This is a genomic window from Vibrio sp. EJY3 (genome assembly GCF_000241385.1).
In the GTDB taxonomy this organism is placed as follows: domain Bacteria; phylum Pseudomonadota; class Gammaproteobacteria; order Enterobacterales; family Vibrionaceae; genus Vibrio; species Vibrio natriegens.
In genome coordinates, this window is record NC_016614.1 from 338,446 (window position 1) to 356,116 (window position 17,671).

The 17,671-nt window shown below is 43.6% G+C and carries 21 protein-coding genes and 2 riboswitches; of the genes, 7 read left to right on the forward strand and 14 right to left on the reverse strand.

Translation table 11 applies throughout. The features are described from left to right. Nucleotides 1–94 precede the first annotated feature (94 nt). On the forward strand, nucleotides 95–814 hold the full coding sequence (locus VEJY3_RS17450; protein ID WP_014233729.1) for a beta-ketoacyl-ACP reductase: 720 nt from the start codon (nucleotides 95–97) through the stop codon (nucleotides 812–814). A 247-nt stretch (nucleotides 815–1,061) separates the two neighbouring features. Then, complete coding sequence (yghU, locus tag VEJY3_RS17455) at nucleotides 1,062–1,919, forward strand: glutathione-dependent disulfide-bond oxidoreductase (RefSeq protein WP_014233730.1); 858 nt, start codon at nucleotides 1,062–1,064, stop codon at nucleotides 1,917–1,919. Between the two features lie 846 nt (nucleotides 1,920–2,765). Here the strand turns inward: yghU and VEJY3_RS17465 are convergent. The 5 genes from VEJY3_RS17465 to VEJY3_RS17485 form a co-directional block, all read right to left on the reverse strand. Further along, nucleotides 2,766–3,239 (reverse strand): peroxiredoxin, encoded by a 474-nt coding sequence (locus VEJY3_RS17465; RefSeq protein ID WP_014233732.1) that lies wholly within the window; start codon nucleotides 3,237–3,239, stop codon nucleotides 2,766–2,768. Nucleotides 3,240–3,413: 174 nt separating this feature from the next. Continuing rightward, a complete protein-coding gene (locus VEJY3_RS17470; protein ID WP_014233733.1) occupies nucleotides 3,414–4,427 on the reverse strand; it encodes an adenosine deaminase in 1,014 nt (337 codons plus the stop codon). An 89-nt stretch (nucleotides 4,428–4,516) separates the two neighbouring features. Continuing rightward, nucleotides 4,517–4,616: riboswitch (purine riboswitch) on the reverse strand. Nucleotides 4,617–4,796: 180 nt separating this feature from the next. Next, nucleotides 4,797–4,937: a PA3496 family putative envelope integrity protein gene (locus VEJY3_RS17475; protein ID WP_014233734.1), complete on the reverse strand. Its 141-nt coding sequence runs from the start codon at nucleotides 4,935–4,937 to the stop codon at nucleotides 4,797–4,799. Between the two features lie 50 nt (nucleotides 4,938–4,987). Then, nucleotides 4,988–5,197 carry a hypothetical protein gene (locus tag VEJY3_RS17480; RefSeq protein ID WP_014233735.1) on the reverse strand — a complete coding sequence of 70 codons (210 nt, stop codon included), beginning with the start codon at nucleotides 5,195–5,197 and terminating at the stop codon, nucleotides 4,988–4,990. A gap of 239 nt (nucleotides 5,198–5,436) precedes the next feature. Further along, nucleotides 5,437–5,646 carry a cold-shock protein gene (locus VEJY3_RS17485; protein WP_014233736.1) on the reverse strand — a complete coding sequence of 70 codons (210 nt, stop codon included), beginning with the start codon at nucleotides 5,644–5,646 and terminating at the stop codon, nucleotides 5,437–5,439. 443 nt (nucleotides 5,647–6,089) lie between these two features. Between VEJY3_RS17485 and VEJY3_RS17490 the strand changes: the two genes are divergently transcribed. Further along, nucleotides 6,090–6,938, forward strand: a complete 849-nt coding sequence (locus VEJY3_RS17490) for a pirin family protein (protein ID WP_014233737.1) — start codon at nucleotides 6,090–6,092, stop codon at nucleotides 6,936–6,938. A gap of 148 nt (nucleotides 6,939–7,086) precedes the next feature. Here VEJY3_RS17490 and VEJY3_RS17495 read toward each other — a convergent pair whose 3' ends face one another. Continuing rightward, nucleotides 7,087–7,935 carry a patatin family protein gene (locus tag VEJY3_RS17495; RefSeq protein ID WP_014233738.1) on the reverse strand — a complete coding sequence of 283 codons (849 nt, stop codon included), beginning with the start codon at nucleotides 7,933–7,935 and terminating at the stop codon, nucleotides 7,087–7,089. 185 nt (nucleotides 7,936–8,120) lie between these two features. Here VEJY3_RS17495 and dmeF point away from each other — a divergent pair, with 185 nt between their 5' ends. After that, nucleotides 8,121–9,020, forward strand: coding sequence for a CDF family Co(II)/Ni(II) efflux transporter DmeF (gene dmeF / locus VEJY3_RS17500; protein WP_041170462.1), 900 nt, complete (start codon nucleotides 8,121–8,123; stop codon nucleotides 9,018–9,020). Between the two features lie 3 nt (nucleotides 9,021–9,023). Then, complete coding sequence (locus VEJY3_RS17505; RefSeq protein WP_014233740.1) at nucleotides 9,024–9,440, forward strand: MarR family winged helix-turn-helix transcriptional regulator; 417 nt, start codon at nucleotides 9,024–9,026, stop codon at nucleotides 9,438–9,440. A gap of 510 nt (nucleotides 9,441–9,950) precedes the next feature. Here VEJY3_RS17505 and VEJY3_RS17510 read toward each other — a convergent pair. The 5 genes from VEJY3_RS17510 to VEJY3_RS17530 all read right to left on the reverse strand — a co-directional run bounded on the left by VEJY3_RS17510 (nucleotide 9,951) and on the right by VEJY3_RS17530 (nucleotide 14,286). Further along, nucleotides 9,951–10,382, reverse strand: coding sequence for a YccF domain-containing protein (locus VEJY3_RS17510; RefSeq protein WP_014233741.1), 432 nt, complete (start codon nucleotides 10,380–10,382; stop codon nucleotides 9,951–9,953). A gap of 257 nt (nucleotides 10,383–10,639) precedes the next feature. Then, entirely contained in the window at nucleotides 10,640–11,572 is a 933-nt protein-coding gene (locus tag VEJY3_RS17515; protein ID WP_014233742.1) for a Gfo/Idh/MocA family protein, read from the reverse strand. A 151-nt stretch (nucleotides 11,573–11,723) separates the two neighbouring features. After that, entirely contained in the window at nucleotides 11,724–13,382 is a 1,659-nt protein-coding gene (locus tag VEJY3_RS17520) for a phosphoethanolamine transferase (protein WP_014233743.1), read from the reverse strand. Between the two features lie 21 nt (nucleotides 13,383–13,403). Further along, nucleotides 13,404–13,760, reverse strand: a complete 357-nt coding sequence (locus VEJY3_RS17525; RefSeq protein ID WP_014233744.1) for a diacylglycerol kinase — start codon at nucleotides 13,758–13,760, stop codon at nucleotides 13,404–13,406. 220 nt (nucleotides 13,761–13,980) lie between these two features. Then, a complete protein-coding gene (locus tag VEJY3_RS17530) occupies nucleotides 13,981–14,286 on the reverse strand; it encodes an isoamylase early set domain-containing protein (protein WP_014233745.1) in 306 nt (101 codons plus the stop codon). A gap of 138 nt (nucleotides 14,287–14,424) precedes the next feature. Here VEJY3_RS17530 and VEJY3_RS17535 point away from each other — a divergent pair, with 138 nt between their 5' ends. Next, complete coding sequence (locus VEJY3_RS17535) at nucleotides 14,425–14,853, forward strand: hypothetical protein (RefSeq protein WP_014233746.1); 429 nt, start codon at nucleotides 14,425–14,427, stop codon at nucleotides 14,851–14,853. A 74-nt stretch (nucleotides 14,854–14,927) separates the two neighbouring features. Beyond that, on the forward strand, nucleotides 14,928–15,527 hold the full coding sequence (locus VEJY3_RS17540) for a thiol:disulfide interchange protein DsbA/DsbL (RefSeq protein WP_014233747.1): 600 nt from the start codon (nucleotides 14,928–14,930) through the stop codon (nucleotides 15,525–15,527). Nucleotides 15,528–15,584: 57 nt separating this feature from the next. Here the strand turns inward: VEJY3_RS17540 and VEJY3_RS17545 are convergent, their stop codons facing one another. The 3 genes from VEJY3_RS17545 to ribB form a co-directional block, all read right to left on the reverse strand. Beyond that, entirely contained in the window at nucleotides 15,585–16,031 is a 447-nt protein-coding gene (locus VEJY3_RS17545; RefSeq protein ID WP_014233748.1) for a DUF3429 domain-containing protein, read from the reverse strand. 10 nt (nucleotides 16,032–16,041) lie between these two features. Next, nucleotides 16,042–16,587 carry a glutathione peroxidase gene (locus VEJY3_RS17550; RefSeq protein WP_014233749.1) on the reverse strand — a complete coding sequence of 182 codons (546 nt, stop codon included), beginning with the start codon at nucleotides 16,585–16,587 and terminating at the stop codon, nucleotides 16,042–16,044. A 112-nt stretch (nucleotides 16,588–16,699) separates the two neighbouring features. Continuing rightward, the gene (gene ribB / locus VEJY3_RS17555; protein ID WP_014233750.1) at nucleotides 16,700–17,356 is read right to left on the reverse strand and encodes a 3,4-dihydroxy-2-butanone-4-phosphate synthase; all 657 of its coding nucleotides are present in this window, start codon (nucleotides 17,354–17,356) and stop codon (nucleotides 16,700–16,702) included. A gap of 114 nt (nucleotides 17,357–17,470) precedes the next feature. Beyond that, a riboswitch (FMN riboswitch) is annotated at nucleotides 17,471–17,611 on the reverse strand. Between the last annotated feature and the right edge of the window lie 60 nt (nucleotides 17,612–17,671).

Sequence of the window (17,671 nt, forward strand, 5' to 3'; positions counted from 1 at the left end):
CGACGCAAAGGCGTGCTAGAACGAGAAGCAAAAGAGGATACAGGAACAAGTGCTGAAGCGCGGGGTGTATTCTCAAAAATATAGGAACACCAAGATGAAACATGACAAAGTAGCCATTGTCACTGGTGCCGCTCGCGGTATTGGACGAGCGATTTGTGAGCAACTATTAGAAGATGGCTTTTATGTCATCGGGTTAGATATCTCTCCGGTCGAATGGAGCCAGTCATCACAGCTCACCAGCTATCAAGTTAACCTATGTGACTCCAAAGGGGTCAATGAAGTCGTAGAGAGCATCATTCAGCAACATCATCGCATTGATGTATTAGTTAATAATGCAGGAATTACTCGAGACGCTCTACTCCAGGATATGCTGGAGAAAGATTGGGACAGTGTCATTGATGTAAACCTAAAAGCGGTATTTTTATTAACGCAAAGTGTCGCTCCGGTAATGTTAAACCAAGGTACTGGCAGTATTGTGAATATCTCTTCCATCGTGGGCACTGATGGAAATATTGGTCAGAGTAATTATGCTGCCAGCAAAGGCGGTGTCATCTCAATGAGCAAAGGGTGGGCGAAAGAGCTTGCTCGAAAAGGCGCGCAAATACGTGTGAATTGTGTGGCTCCCGGATTCATTGTTACAGATATGACCAAAGACCTGCCTGAGAAAGTGATCAAAATGATGGAAGGTAAAACTCCATTAGGACGGATGGGGTCCGTTCGAGATATCGCAAATGGTGTTGCCTTCTTAGCATCAGACAAGAGTGAGTTCATTACAGGACAAGTGCTAAAAATCGATGGTGGCTTAGTCTTATAGTCTCTTCGCGCCGTCCCTTCATGGGGCGGCTTTTTCCCGCCCTTAGCCATATCTGCTTGATTTATCTTATAGCGCTAAAGAAAAAACCATAACCAAAGGTTCTAATCAAACTCGTCTTGAGGGCTTTAAATTTATGGTTGCGACCTAATATTCTGTTTATGACCAAATGAATTCAAGACATGGGATTGAGTAACACACTACTGATCCTATCAGCCAAAGGCGCATTCAAACACGATAAGGAATAACAATGTCAAACGAGTACATACCACCAAAAGTTTGGACAAACGACAGTGAAAATGGCGGCCAATGGGCAAGCATCAACCGTCCGGACTCAGGCGCACGTCATGAGCAAGAGTTACCCGTTGGTGAGCATCCATTTCAGCTATATTCCATGGGGACACCAAATGGCCAAAAAGTCACCATTATGTTTGAAGAGCTGCTGGCTGCTGGTGTGAAAGAAGCGGAATACGACGCACATTTGATTAAAATCGGTGATAGTGACCAGTTTGGTTCCGGGTTTGTTGCGGTTAACCCAAATTCAAAAATTCCTGCGTTAGTCGATCGCTCTGGCGAAGAGCCGGTCAATGTTTTTGAATCTGGCAATATTCTTTTCTACTTAGCGGAAAAATTTGGCCTGTTCTTGCCTAAAGAAGGGGCAAAGCGAGCGGAAGTAATGAACTGGTTGTTTTGGCTACAAGGGTCTGCGCCATATCTTGGTGGTGGCTTCGGGCATTTCTACGCCTATGCACCAGAGAAGTTTGAATATCCGATCAACCGATTTACCATGGAAGCGAAACGTCAATTAGATGTTCTGGACAAACGCTTAGCGAACAATGAGTTTTTAGGTGGCGACGAATACAGTATCGCGGATATCGCCACTTGGCCTTGGTATGGCAACCTAGTTTTGGGACGAGCGTACGATGCGGCTGAGTTTTTAGACGTAAACAGCTACGAGCACGTAGTTCGTTGGGCAAAAGCCATCGATCAACGTGAAGCAGTCAAACGCGGTCGTATTGTTAACCGAACTTGGGGTGAAGAAGGCGAGTATCTTGAGGAGCGACATAGTGCACAAGATATTGATGACGTGTTAAAGCTAAAACTTTAGGCTCAATCCTATTATCCTGCGTACCATTCACGAAATTGGTGCGCAGTTTTCTATTCTGTTCTACGATCAACTCGCATACTTGAATCCATCAATGATGAATTTATTAGTCAATACTGAAAAGGATTAACGAAGCGTTACGCTTAGCAATATTAGTATCAACACCGGAAAAGACTTTTCTATTTAAATCTAGTTTGAAAACATAAACGTCATTAATATCTGACATAAGTGACATTTATATTTCATTTCTATACTTCTGATTTTGCTTTTTAAATCGATTAATTAGTTGTTTTTCTTGTCTACTCTTATTTATTTTCCCAGCTATATTATTGACCCTTAGCTAACAATATAAAATCAAAGAGACGCAATACTATCGCTATTGAAAGTCATGTTTCGTTGATTTTCATTGCCCCCTATTTTCCAGTTCGCCAGCATGAACTGTGTTGTTGTTATGTCCGCACACGTGTTTTTTATAACCCGCCTGAGTGCGGACGATTTTTTATCTTCACTCACTACAGTATTAATGGCTGCTAGTGCAGTTTCGAGCAATTTTCTCATCATTTTTCTGGTTAACTTTATCGTCTGTAACCTTGCCAACTTGGCGCACCTACGTTTCTAATTACCAATAACGGAATACTCTTAAGTTGATGTTAGCGAACGGCCTCGATTGAAGGTCAATACGTTGTTTTCTGTGATGACGATGAAGATGATGACAGTAGTGGCGGATCGTTGGGCTACATGTACTTATCGTTGATGTTACTTTTAGCGGCAGGCAGAAGAAAAGTTATTAATCGCTAGTACTGATAAACATAAAAGAACGCCCCGAGTTAAGTCGGGGCGTTTTTTAAATTAAAGTGCTGCAAGAATTGTTTCTGCGTTGCTCACTTCAAACTTCTGTGGTTCTTCAACATTAAGTTTGGTCACGACACCATTATCAACAATCATCGCATAACGTTGCGAACGAATACCACCAAAACCGCCAGTATCCATTTCCAGACCAAGTGCTTTGGTGAAGCTTGCATCACCATCACCCAGCATCATAATCTCAGAGGCATTTTGAGCTTCACCCCAAGCGTGCATAACAAATGCGTCATTTGTTGCGATACATGCGATAAGATCAACGCCTTTTGCTTTTAGCTGATCTGCTAGAACAACATAGCCTGGCAAGTGAGCTTCTGAACAAGTTGGAGTGAACGCGCCCGGGACAGCAAACAACACCACTTTTTTATTCGCAAACAGCTCAGTTACGTCGTGATTTGCCATGCCATCGGCTGTTAGTTCACTGACAGTTGCAGAAGGTAGTGCTTGGCCTTGTTGAATCATAATTGTCTTCCTTTTGATATTCGTTATTTGTCTCAGTCAGTCTAGCGCTTAAGTTGAACATTAACCACTGAGGGTTTGTAAGGGTATACCCAAGTATTATTAACATTCTGAATTAAATCGGAAAGTCATTTGAGTATTCATGTCAATTGATAACGATTTAACGAGTCTCAATTTCTATAAAGAAGAATGACTTTCAACGTAGTTTTTTACTTGAGAACGATAGCTAGCTTTCATTTCGTCATCAATAAAACTCGCTTCTATGGCGTTAAGTGTGAACTGCGCGATCTCATCGTTGCTCATTGGGTGTGCCTGACTCACAGCAAGGAAATTGTCGGTCATGTAGCCACCAAAGTAAGCCGGGTCATCTGAGTTGATCGTGACCGCTACGCCTTGACGGAGCAGATCGACGATGTTGTGCTGCTTCATGTCATCAAAGACACACAGTTTAATGTTCGAGAGTGGGCAGACCGTAAGGGGCATTTTGCTTTCGATAAGTGAGGCAACCAAGGTTTTGTCTTCTACGCAGCGAACGCCGTGGTCAACGCGGCTGACTTCCAACATTTCAATTGCGTCAGAGATATTTTGCGCTGGGCCTTCTTCACCTGCGTGTGCAACCGTTAATAGCCCCGCCGCTTTTGCTTGTTGGAATACGCGCTCAAATTTTGCTGGTGGGTGTCCCTTCTCAGATGAATCTAAGCCGACACCAATAATTTTGTCGCGATGTATAAGAATGGATTGAAGCGTTTCGATAGCGCTTTCTTCAGACAGGTGACGAAGGAAGCAGGCAATGATTTGAGAAGTAATGCCAAGTTGTTCCTGACCATCTTTTAACGCGCGGCTAATTCCGTTTATCACGGTATCAAAATCAATACCGCGTTCGGTATGAGTTTGAGGATCAAAAAAGATTTCCGTATGAATGACGTTATCGGCTTTGCAGCGTTCTAAATACTCCCAGGTCAGATCATAAAAGTCTTGCTCTGTACGTAAAGCATTAGCGCCTTGGTAGTAAAGGTCGAGGAACGACTGTAAATCTTCGAATTGGTATGCTTCGCGTAATTCACTAGGGGTCGAGTACGGGATTTCAATACCGTTGCGTTTAGCAAGCTTGAACAGCAACTCTGGCTCAAGTGAACCTTCGATATGTAAGTGTAACTCTACTTTTGGAAGACCTTGAATAAATGCGTTCATATTCCACCTTTTGTGTATTGTGGATGCAGTTACTCTAAGAATAGGTATTGATAGAAATAAGTCGAACGCTATTACAAAGAGTAAGATACATCGTGATCTCAACTCTTCGTAATCAGCACTTTGCGGGAGCTGGTAGAGACCCCCAAACCATATCATTGGGGTTATACGAAGCAAACGGTTGCGATTATACGCAAAATTATCAATTTGACTAGGGGTTTATTGGTGTCACTTAACGAGTGAAATATTCGGAGGATATTCGGTTAGGCTGTATAGAAGAGGATTTGGATAGAAAAGGCGCTGTTCATGTGAGTGAAAGGCAGGCGGCGTTACCTTACACTTAACATGAAGAAAGAAGATGATGTTACTCTGTTAGAGATCAAATAATTTATCAAACTCTCTTTGTTCCATAATGTCTTCAATACGGCGTCGAGTTTTTTGCTTAATCGCTGCATTATTTTGCTCAGATTCTTTCTTTTCTTTTTCTAATTGTTTGTTACTTTTCTTAGCCATAAAAAGGCCTCCAACTTGAACGTGAATACTATCAATGCCTGAAAAATGTTTTATTTGACAATAAAACTTCCTATCTTTGAACCTTCGTCACACAGAATTGCACCTTCACCGTTTTTTTCATTATATTGGAAGTCAATAGAAACACTGTTGGTTTGAAGTTTTGGCAATACATGTCGCATTAATATATCGCTGTTAAGTTGATGTATTCTGGCATTCCAAGTGGTGTGTGGTTGTTTTAAATTAAACTCAATTTCTAACATTTATTCTCCTGTTTCTTTACCGTTTTGTCTTTGTTAAGTAGTTGGTACCAATGCCTTTGACGGCTAGTTCTTCTAGAGGACATATTACTTTCCTTTTATTAATAAAATATAAAATCGCACTGCCAAATTTATTTTAGACAGCACTAAGCTAAGCCATTAAATGGCTAAAAATTAAAATGGGATTTTTGAAGGGGAGAAGTTTGGTGCAGCATGAATATGCTACACCAAGAAAAGCAGTCTTATAGAGGAGTAACTTCAGTCGCTTGAGGACCTTTTTTACCTTGCTCTACGTTAAAGCTTACTTTCTGACCTTCAGTCAGTGTTTTGAAACCGTCAGCAACAATCGCGTTGAAGTGTACGAATACATCTTGGCCGCCGTTGTCTTGAGATAGGAAACCAAAGCCTTTAGTTTCGTTAAACCATTTTACTGAACCAGTTACTTTAGACATAAAAACACCTTTGAAATAAACATTTTAATTACGAATTTTCGTGTGGATCTTTTTTAAGCTATTGAATGTTCAATCAAGAGGAAGTTGTACGCAGGTGTCTGAATGGGTGATTCAAGATTTTACTGAGAAGGAACTTAAACTAAATGTTGCATTAACAGCTCTTCTTTAAGAGCCAACGCCCACTATACACCGAGTTTAGAAAATAGCCACATTTATTTTTTGGTTGATGTTAGCCAATGTTCCAACAGTGAGCGAGCAGATAATTTGCCTCTATTTACACAACAGCGGAGGGAAGAATTGTTGTCATTCGAAAATATTGAACAATTAGCTCAACTGCATATGGTCATGATTATTTTTCTCCACACTACAATAACAGCATACCGATAGCCAAGTGATGCGAACTTGACAGAGAAAAGTGAGCGAGGCTTTTGAGGAGAAAGATTATGAGTAAAACAAGAGAAGTCCGTCAGATAATTCCTTCCCAGCCTACTGCGGATGGTGATGGCGTTAAAATTCGCCGAGTAGCTGGATTCAATAATGCCAGTTTTTCACCATTTTTGATGGTGGATGAGTTGAAATCTGATAACCGCGCTGACTATATCGGCGGTTTTCCTCCGCACCCTCACCGAGGTATTGAAACCCTGACCTATATGTTGAAAGGGCACTTTCAGCATCGTGATCACATGGATAATGTCGGTGAACTTCGTTCTGGTGGCGCTCAATGGATGGCTGCTGGCCGTGGTGTTATTCATAGTGAAATGCCAATTATGCAAGATGGCGAACTGCATGGTTTTCAGATTTGGATTAATCAGCCAGCAAAAAATAAAATGCAACCTGCTCAGTATCATGATTTCCAGCCTGAAACCATCACCGAAGTGAATGACGAAAATGTCGGCTTGGTTCGTATTATTGCCGGGGAACTTAATATCAATGGGAACCGAACGAGCGGACCACTAACGAAAACGGGCGTTGATGCAACGTTTGCTGATTGGCGACCACATGCAGGCGCAACGCTCCAGCTTGTCACCGAGTCGAACCACAACATGATGGTTTATGTCTACCAAGGTAACGTTGAAACTCAGCAAAGCGTGATAAAACAAGGCGAAATGGCGCTCTTGTCTCAAGGAGAGTGGGTTGAGCTGACGGCAAACGACGCAAGTGGAGTACTAGTTTTCATTGGCGAGCCGATTAACGAGCCAGTGGTTCACTATGGTCCATTTGTTATGAACAGCATTGAAGAAATCGAACAAGCGATCCAAGACTACAATGCGGGACTGTTTGAAACTTATTAGTTTTTGGTGGTTTACCGGGAACAAGAAATAAGAGAATTGGAGCCTGATTGTTGGGCTTACTGAAAAGCAAATACGATAATCCACTGCCATCGAATTTGCATTAGCCACGCCTTAGGGTGTGGCTTTTTTCTTTTCGAAACTGATAATTTTAAATCTGCTCCCAGCGCATAATGGCTTCTTTCCCAGCCTCTAAACCGAGATCATACGCTGCACGTAATGGCTCCGGAGAACGGCTCAAGCGCTTCAATTTAAATGTCTCTGGCGGACAAACCTGAATAATCTCTATGCCTTCTGGCGGATTCTCAATAAGTGATAGGGCTTGATTGTAGCGAATGTCACGAGTCAGCATCGGCTCAATCAAAGCAGGTGTATCTTTCAACATACGTTTGGTTGCGGCCCCAAACTTTGATTTTGATTTTCGGTAGCTTGCGGGACGACTGCGCAATACCATGATTTTCGTTGCACCTCGTTTAATGGCTTCTGCAATAGGAATCGCATCAGAGACGCCACCATCAACATATCGTGTACCATTGAGTAATACACCGTTGCGATAAAGGATAGGCAGTGCACTACTGGCTTTCATTGTTTCTGCCAGTGCATCCACGTTTGGAGTCAGATATTCCGCTTCACCCGTGTCTTGACGAGTAACCCCTAAGAAGAAAGGGCGCGGGTCTGCAGCCAGAACGGCTTTGTCGATCCCAAGTTCTTCGAGTGTGAGATTCCACATCCAGTCGAGATCCATCATATCTCCGCCAAGAACCAGCCGACTCGGGTTAATAAATTCTTTACGTAGGCTGTAATCGAGATAGATTTTCAGATTTCTTCCCGGCATGTTCGCTAGGTAAGCCGCTAAGTTACTTGCTCCTGCTGACACTCCCCAAAAGCTGTCAAATGGTGAGAAATTTTGCTCTAAAAAGTGGTCGAGTATGCCGCACGAAAAGACGCCCCGCATAGCGCCTCCCTCCACAATCAATGCGCGAGTACCTACTTGTTCCATCGGTATTTTCCATCACGTTTGGGTCAGATTGGATGACCATTAGCTTAACGTATTGAGTGATATAACCAAAGCCCAACCAGAGATGGGGTTGCATTAGTCGTTGACAATGTTTGATTGTCAAACTAAATTTATATCAAGTATTTTGATTATCAAACAAATGAGCATTCAGGATGAAAGGTCACGCAATGACAGTCTCGCAGCATTCACATGATTTTGTGTCACATAACCATCAAGGTGAAAAACGAACTTTTTACGTACTGCTTCTTACGCTGGTCACTATGATAGTAGAGATTAGCGCGGGTACGTTGTTTGGCTCCATGGCGTTACTGGCTGATGGCTGGCATATGGGGACTCATGCCGCGGCATTTTGCATTACTTTGTTTGCCTATCGTTACGCAAAGCAGCACGCGAATAGTGAGCGATTTTCTTTTGGTACAGGCAAAGTAAGTGTTTTGGGCGGGTTCACTAGCGCAATAGCACTTGGCATCGTCGCATTGATGATGATGGTTGAGTCTGTACATCGGTTATTCAACCCAGAAACGATTAAGTTTAACGAAGCGATAATGGTGGCGGTCATTGGCTTGGTGGTAAACCTGGCGAGTATGTTGCTTTTAAAGGATCACCACCATCATGGGCATGAGCATCATCACGATCAACACCATGAACATCATCATGATCACAACTTGGCGGCGGCGTATTTCCATGTTCTTGCGGACACGTTAACGTCACTGCTTGCGATTGTCGCCCTCATCATCGGTAAATTTTATGGTTGGGTTTGGTTAGACGCGGCTATGGGGATTGTCGGTGCGCTGGTCATTGGTAAATGGACGCTTGGTTTAATTCGGCAAACGGCCCCAGTTTTATTAGATGAAAGTATTGATGAGCAATATCGACAAGATATTCGTGCAGAGCTTGACCCTTACGCTGATGTAGTGGATCTTCATGTATGGAAAGTGAGTGGACACCATTATTCAGCGGCTATTGCGATTAAGAATCGCAGTAACAAATCACTCGGTGAATTTAAACAAATGTTGAGTAAGTTTGATAAGATTCATCACCTTACTCTCGAATTGCAAAATGACTAAACGATGAGCGAATTAGAAAGATTGAATCAAATGTTGACTGAGTTCTACGATAAAATGTCGTCGTGGGAGCAGTCAGTTGTGAAAGAAACGGGTTATTCACTGGCTCAGGTCCATACTATTGAGGTACTCGGCGGGCATGGCGCTTTACGCATGAAAGAGCTGGCGGAAAAGCTGGGCATCACAACGGGAACGTTAACCGTTCAGGTTGATAAACTCGTCAATGCAAATTTGATTGAGCGCTGCCCACACCCTGAAGATCGTCGTGCTATCGTGGTCAAGTTGACACCAGAAGGGGAGCTCATCCATCGTCATCATAATCAGTTGCATTTGGATTTAGTCCGAGATTTGACACGACATATCGAGCCTGAGCAAAAAGCCGTATTTCTGACCTGTCTGGAAAGGATGAACCGCGAGTTCTAGCCTGTCTAAACGCCTATTTTATCGATAAAGCAGAGTGCGTATCAGCCTCTGCTTTTTTATCTAGCCTGCGAGACACCACTCTGTTGCTGGTTTGAGCCATGGTTTTTGTCTATTCCCCGTGCAAAATTTACTTTGTAAGTTCTTCTCTTCGCTGACTTTAATCGAAACTAACACGGTATATCTCTTTATTGCTGGCAAAATCTCCACGATCTAGGTGGATCTTGTCTATGCTTATAGTTCGGCTTGCAGAAAATAAACAGGGAAGGTGGGCGGCGAAACCATAGGGTAGATACGATATATAACAACCGTTTCTTTGATAGTTAGGTTGGTAGATATCATTGATTTATATAATAAATAATTAAAAGTCAGTAGTGGTCTAGGTATTAATTTATATTATTAGGCGACGCTATGAACACACAACCAACCATAACCGAGTACGCTTTAGCAATCATCGGCTTACTTTTGACAGGGGTTACCCTCTGAGAACCGTCTCCCAGAGGATAGCAAGTTTTATCGATTAATATTGAAGCGAGCCATTGCAGCTTCTTCTTTCGATACGACAGTTTTACCAATTGGCGCAAGGGAAATAACCGCCAGTTTGAGGTGCTGAAGTGCAAACGGAATACCGATAATGGTAACAAAGCACGCAACCGCGGAAGCGACATGACCGATTGCCAGCCAGATACCTGCAAACACAAACCACACTATATTACCGATAACGCCAAGTGGACTGGTGCCTATGTCCATCTCGTTGGTCAGCTCATCACGTGAAATGGCTTCTTTTCCGAATGGGAAAAATGAAAAGTTACCCATGACGAAACAGGCGCGCCCCCACGGGATACCTATTATGCTGATAAAGGCCAGGATGCCGAAAAACCACCACAGCAGTCCCATAAATACGCCACCCAACACAAACCAGATGATGTTGCCAAGAGTTCTCATTCTATTTCCTATTTCTAATCGTCGATTTTAAATCGAGTTCATGCCACTGATGTAAAGTGACGTCATTGAATCCAATTTGGACATGATTATAAGTATGTCACAGGAATCTTAACAGAGTATGAATAACATTAATCTGAGCCATTAATCTGAGCTAGGGTAGGGAAGTAACTATTTGTAAGGCGGGAAGAATATCCACGCGCACCATGCTTCTTCACTTAAGCTAAAGCAAACGAACGTGGATACCGTATTGACGGCGCTTAACGTAAAATGGCTTTCTCAATTTGTTGGCATATTGCTTCTGCTAATTGGTGGCTGGCGATATTGCGATCGACAACTGTATTCCCCAGTTTTCCGCTTTCTATGACGCTAAACCAATCTAATAGCATCGCATGGAAGCCTTTACTGGTGAGCATTGGCGTCCAATCTTTTAAGCTTAATTTGTGCTCTTGGTTTTCTTGCCAACGTTTGCCTTCGACAAAAGAGTCGAACTCGACCGCTTGGTTGGCGTAACACGCCTGTACTCGTTCGGTTGTGATGCCAAAATGGCGATTCATAGAAGCGTGTAGAAGTGTCTCACCATGTTGCCATTGCACATCCAGCCGGGCTAACTCAGCTCCATCAAACTGATGGGTGACGTAAACGTCCTGCAGATTGGCTTTAGCCACAATGTTCACACTGTCTAACGGATGAATGAAATCGTCAAAAATAAAAGTACGAACGTCACCGGGCAAGTTATGTCGATTCTTTTCCCAGCGAAGCGACTTCAATCCGGTGAGTTCGCCCTTTTGGACACCATGCATGTGTTGATTGTAGAGCGGGATATGGCGGCGATTGAAGCCAACATAAAGAGGCTGATTCGTCTGAACCGAAATCTCATACAGTTTTTCGACCTCTGCGGCATTGTCAGCCAGAGGTTTATCTACAAAGGTCGGAATACCCTGCTTTAAAAAGTATTCAGCGATTTGAAAGTGGACACTGGTAGCGGCGTGTATCATGACGGCATCGACGCCGACGTTCATAAGTTGCTGATAGTCATGACAGGTTTCTGCGATTCTATACTGTTGAGCCAGAGCGCTCAGAGTTGTGGTATTTCTGGTACAAAATACCAAGTCAATATTGGGGAGCTGAGTGATAACAGGAAGATAAGCTTTTTGCGCAATATCTCCTAAGCCGATGATGCCAATTTTCATCTGGATTCTTCTCTTTGTAGTGACTAGCCGCCGAGTATAGCAAGGGTGAGCGTTAATTTGCTGGACTGCTATGTCATAAAAAAGCCTGACTCACAATTTGTGGTCAGGCTTAATGTTCTGGCTTAATTACCCAGCGGTAATGACTTATCTCTTAGGCATTTGGCGTGCGACATGTTTTGAAAATGTCCAGTGCACCGTCGTACGCGCTGGTTTTAACATCCATAATGCCTAACAACGAGTGGAAGACATTATCCTGAGAGTATTTACCCACGCTTTGCGCTTCTTGGCTCAAACAGTCGGTATTAATCTGTTTTGCCTGCTTAAAGTTTGGTGACATCCACATCATAAAAGGCACACGCTTTTGGGTGTCTGGTGCGAGGCTGTAAGGCATGCCATGCAGGAACATACCGCTTTCACCCAGAGATTCGCCATGGTCAGAGATGTAAACCAAAGCCGTGTTGTATTTGTCTTCCAATGTCGTGAGTTTATCGATGGTCTGTTCTAGTACATAGTCTGTGTAGCGGATGGTGTTGTCATAGCTATTGACTATTTGTTCGACACTACAGTTTTCGATATCAGCGCGAGGGCAATCTGGTTGGAAGAACGCTTTGTCTTTCGGATATCGCTGGAAGTAGGTTGGACCATGGCTGCCGATAAGGTGCAGTGTGACGACTCGGTTACCCTCCATACTATCTATTTCTTGCTCAAAGTTGTCGAGAAGCGCCATATCATAGCAAGTCGTGCCATTACACCATTGATCTGTCTTCGTTCTGTCTACCGCGATCTTTTTGACTTTATGTGCGACGTGCTTATCACCGCCATCGTTTTCTTTCCACATCACGTCTATGCCCGCTCGTTGCATAATATCTAACACATTGTCTTGGTTATCTGCTTTGCTGCGGTCGAAGTTATGGTGTGTCAGTTGGGAAAACATACACGGAAGCGATACCGCTGTTGCGGTGCCGCAGGAAGCAAAATCCTGAAAGGAAATCACGTCTAGCTTGCTGGTGTAGGGGTTAGTTTTTCGCTCATACCCATTGAGTTGATAATTTTGAGAGCGAGCAGTCTCACCGACAACAAAGACTAACAGCGTTGGCTTTTTCTGAGCTTGTGTTAAGGCTGCTTCGGACTGTTTGGCCTCGGTACCAATCTCGTGATAAGGCTCTGGTTCGGTAAGGTAAGTTTTCTTCACGTATCCGGCTGCACTGTAGACGACCTGAGTTGGGATGATCATCTTTTTCAGATAACTGTTGTTTCTGCCTACCGATGCATAGTCTTGATAATACAACGCTGCAATGCCCGCAATAACAGCAAGAGAGGCGATCATAGACACCAACTTGGTGATAGAAAAGTGCAAACATTGGCCGCTTAACGGACGCAATTTGGTGTTGGCTACTACCAGCGCAGGTACGATACCCATTAATAGCACCCACAAAGCGGAATACGCACTGAAGTAGGAGCTGGCTTCGCTGGTATCTGTTTCAACAATATTGGCGATCATGCCGTAGTCGAACAGTGTGCCATAGTTGTAACTCGCGTAGCTCACCATGCTCGATAGAATGAGCAGTAGTATAAAAAACGGTTTCCCTATCCACGGCCAGCTGAACAAATTGAAAAGGAAGTTAAGTGCAGCGATAAAGAAAATTGGGATGGTAACAACAAACCCGACTTTAACGTTATCTAGGCTAGATAGAATCCCAATGAGTTCTTTGTAAATCGGGATATTGACAACAAGCGCAAAATAAAGCGCTAATAAAAAAGAAAAGGTAACGTAAGAGATCCCTTCTCGTTGTAAATCAACTGTCTTCATAAATAACTGCCTTACAAAAAACTAAAGCAAAAATGACGCCCAGACAAACAGGACGAGTAGTAGTGCAACAAACACGGCCGCAGAGCCAATGTCTTTGGCACGGCCACTTAGTACGTGCCATTCGTCGCTGACACGGTCAACAACCGCTTCTACGGCGGAATTAATTAATTCGACGATTAAGACCAAAAATAAACTGCCGATCATCAGCACTCGTTCTAATGTTGTGACGGGCAAGAAGAATGCGCTGATCGAGAGAATGACTGAAAGGAGTAATTCTTGTCTAAACGCAGCTTCATTAATCCAAGCGGCTTTCAATCCTTGTAATGAATATCCGGTCGCGTCCATGACTCGGCGAATGCCTGTTTTTCCTGGTTTCAAAATAGAGTTCCAATACTGCTTATTGATAAATGCATGCCTGGTTTCGACGTGCCCCAAGCTAGTGGCGAGATTAATGGGTCAGGCGTGAAACATTTGTGAATAGCAAGAACTGGATTGAGAAGGGCGAGTACGATCTATCGTGGAGAGATCCAGTGACAATTGAGTTTCAAATAAAAAAGGCGCAATAAGTGCGCCTGAAAAATGATGATTGATGTTAACGTTAAGCGGTTTGCTCGCTGGTGCAAACGACGCTGTTGTCACTGCCAAAACCATTCGGAACGTAGGCATCGGCTTGAGGGTCGTTTTCCCATTCAGCTTCATTCAGCAGGTAGCGGAATTGAATGTTTTGTTCCTTTGGTAAGCGAGTTTTAAACTTAAACTGGCCGCTGGTTTTAACCAGTTTCATTGGTTCTGGCTGCCAGTTGTTAAAGTCGCCCGCAATTTTTACGGATTCACGCTGCTCTTTATCAAGCTCAAAGGTGACTTCAACTTCATCTTTGGTTTTAAAAAATCTTTTTTTAAGCATTAATTTTTTCCTTGTTTGTACAAAAACTACCCTAACTATTACTAAGGTTTCATACTGAATTCAAGTTTTATCAGCTACAAGACGGTAAAAAAGGAAAAATAATCAGTTGTATAAGTGGTGGGTTAGTGTTGCGCTTGTATGAACAGAACGTTTCTGTATGATGAAAATCATCCTACTTTTGAAGATGTTGGTATGCGTACCTTTAACCGTACATTGATGATGACATTAACTTGCTTGGTAGCCATGCTGCTAACGAGCCTTGCACCTAATGTACAAGCATCGACCATACCAAGTCAGAATCACAGTAATCAGCTTCCATTGAAAGAGCTCCAGGTTCAGCTTGGGGTTAATACTGACTGTATTGAGTCCTCAGAGAATGAACGAGTGCTCACGTCAGGGAAAGACCAACACACCAGTTGCAGTTCTTCATGTATTGTGAAGGTGCCTGTAACCTTGCCGCACAATAGTCTGATGCGTTTTCCTCACCGGCTTGCGCTTATTGGTAAATCCCCTGCCGAAAAAGCCGTATCGGTGATCTCCCAGCCGTATCGACCTCCCATTGTTTGATTTTCTTCTAATCTAAATACAACGACTAATTGATTTAAGTAAGACGGCAGACTGCTGTCTAAAGGAAACAAACAATGAAGAAATTACTTGCGCTATGCAGCACCCTTTTACTTGCGTTTACGGCTCATGCAGCCCAGTTTGAAGAGGGAAAACACTACAAAGTGCTGGATGCAGAGAAGGCGGCGAAACCGACAGTGACAGAGTTTTTCTCTTTTTACTGCCCGCACTGTTATAAATTTGAAAGCTTGGTTGAGAACTTGAAACCAGCCTTACCTGAAGACGCGCGATTTGAGAAAATCCATGTTTCATTTATGGGTGGGAACATGGCAGTTCCTATGGCGAAGTCTTACGCAACGATGGTATCTCTAGGGGTCGAAGATAAGATGATTCCGGTGATGTTTGCTCAGATCCACCAAAAGCGTGCGGCGCCTAAAGACGAAGCTGAACTAAGACAAGTCTTCACTGATTATGGTGTAGACGGTAAAAAGTTTGACGCAGCGTACAACAGCTTTGCTGTGAACTCGATGCAAAAGCGTTTCGACCAAGAGTTCAAAGCAAGCACGTTGACAGGAGTGCCGGGTGTGATTGTGAACAACAAGTACATTGTCATTCCCAACGAAATCAGTTCTTACGATGAGTATAACCAGCTAGTTAATTATCTGCTGACTCTTTAAGGATAAAAACTTAGGAAAAATGGCGACAATCATGTCGCCATTTATTTTGTGTCATCATCAAGCAAACAGCACGATGCCATGCATCAACAAGACCCCGCAGGTGAGCTTTCCACGCATTCCCTGATAACCTTTTGGGTCGATTTCCTGTTCTACCTTCCTAATCAACTTTTCAGAGAACCAAACGGCAATGTAGCCTGCGGCCAGGAGAAGAATGGCGGTGACGTAGTGAGTGTGTCCCTGCAGCAGGGCACCCCATGCGAGTAAAACAAACAGGTTACTCAGTACCAAAATATTGCGACTCAATCGGTGGTAGTAATGGTCGATTCCATTACCCCATAACACGCCCGACAAGAAGCTTAAGATAACCGCACTGTAGGCAATAAAGAATTGATGACCACTTAAATTAAATAAAGTGGTGTCAGTAATAATGAGCAGCAAACTAAGTAAGAATGGAATGAGTCCTAAATAGCCCAGCCGTAACATGGTAGAGCGTGTGGTGGTCATGATTGCTGTCCTACAGTTGTTGTTCAATCATATTAGTAAGCGTAGTACTTGTAGGCGATGTTGAACTTGGGAATGTGGCAATGACTTTGCCATCCTTATTAATCAGAAACTTGTAAAAGTTCCACCTTGGCGTGACGCCGGCTTGTTGGCTGATTTCGCTGAATACTGGATTTGCATCGCTGCCCATCACTGAGCTTCGAGCCATCATCGGAAAGGTAACCCCGTAATCGAGGTAGCAAATTTTTGCGGAATTCTCTTCGCTGCCTTTATCTTGGTTAAAGTCATTGCTTGGAAAGCCTATAACCGCGAAATTTTTATCTTTGTACGTTTGGTAAAGCGATTCTAACTGTTCGAACTGTGGCGTAAATCCGCATTGACTGGCGGTGTTGACGACGAGCAATGTCTTCCCTTTAAATTGCTCACACAAATCAATTTCATCAGTGGAGTTGAGTAACCTTTGTTTGCCCTGAAGAATATCCGGGCAGCTAGCAGCAAAGGCTGTAGAACTCAGACTGAGTAGCCCGAGTAAGACCAAGTTCTTTATTCTTCCTTTCATGCTCCGATATCCTTATTTGTTCACCTTAGTCAGTATAGTGTTACTCTGTAGATTAGATATCGATCAAAAAAGCCGCGCAATTGCACGGCTTTCAAATAAAATGGGGTGGGCGTTATGCCAGCTTCAAATCGAACTGATTACGGTATGCGACCATATCTTCAATGGTAAGAACCGGCATATTGTGAAGACGACCAAAGGCAACAAGTTCCGGTGTTTTCGCCATCGTGCCATCTGGATTGGTCACTTCGCACAATACGCCCGCAGGCTGTAACCCTGCCATTTGCATCAGATCAATCGTACCTTCGGTATGTCCGCGGCGAGTCATCACGCCACCTGGGCGAGCGCGCAAAGGAAAGACGTGGCCAGGACGGGCAAGATCTTCAGGCTTCGCATGTGGATTTGCCGCTGTCTTGATAGTGGTAACACGGTCTGCAGCAGAGACACCTGTCGTTACGCCAACTTTCGCTTCAATCGAAACCGTAAATGCGGTTTGGTTTGCGCTGTTGTTGTTCACAACCATTGGTGGAAGTTCCAGCTTGTCTGCTTGAGTATCCGTCAGACAAAGACACACGATACCACTGCACTCACGGATCATTAGTGCCATTTGTTCGTTAGTCAGGTGTTCAACTGAGTAGATGATGTCGCCTTCATTTTCACGATCTTCATCATCAAGCAGAAGCACACCACGGCCTTCCTGCAGTGCGGTAAGTGCGTTTTCAACGCGAGTAATTGGGTCGCCGAATTCGGCAAGTAGCGATGACTGATTCATGGTTAACTCCTAAATATGACCAGAATCAGGGCGGTATGAGAGCTCGCTGTAAAATGCGATCAAAAAGAAGTGCACCAGTTCCTCTCAACGAATCGAGCAAGCGTACTGGTGTATTCTTATTCTCTTTCATCCGGACTATAACCGTCGGCTCTGGCATCTCACCAGATCTGCTGACCTCGACGAATCGAGCGCTCGCGGGCTCACTCAAAAGAGTATACCGCCGGTGGGGAATTTCGCCCCGCCCTGAGAACAATTAAAATTTAGCCAAGTCTTTTTTAACTAAGACTGACCAAGGGATAGTACTGATTTAACGAT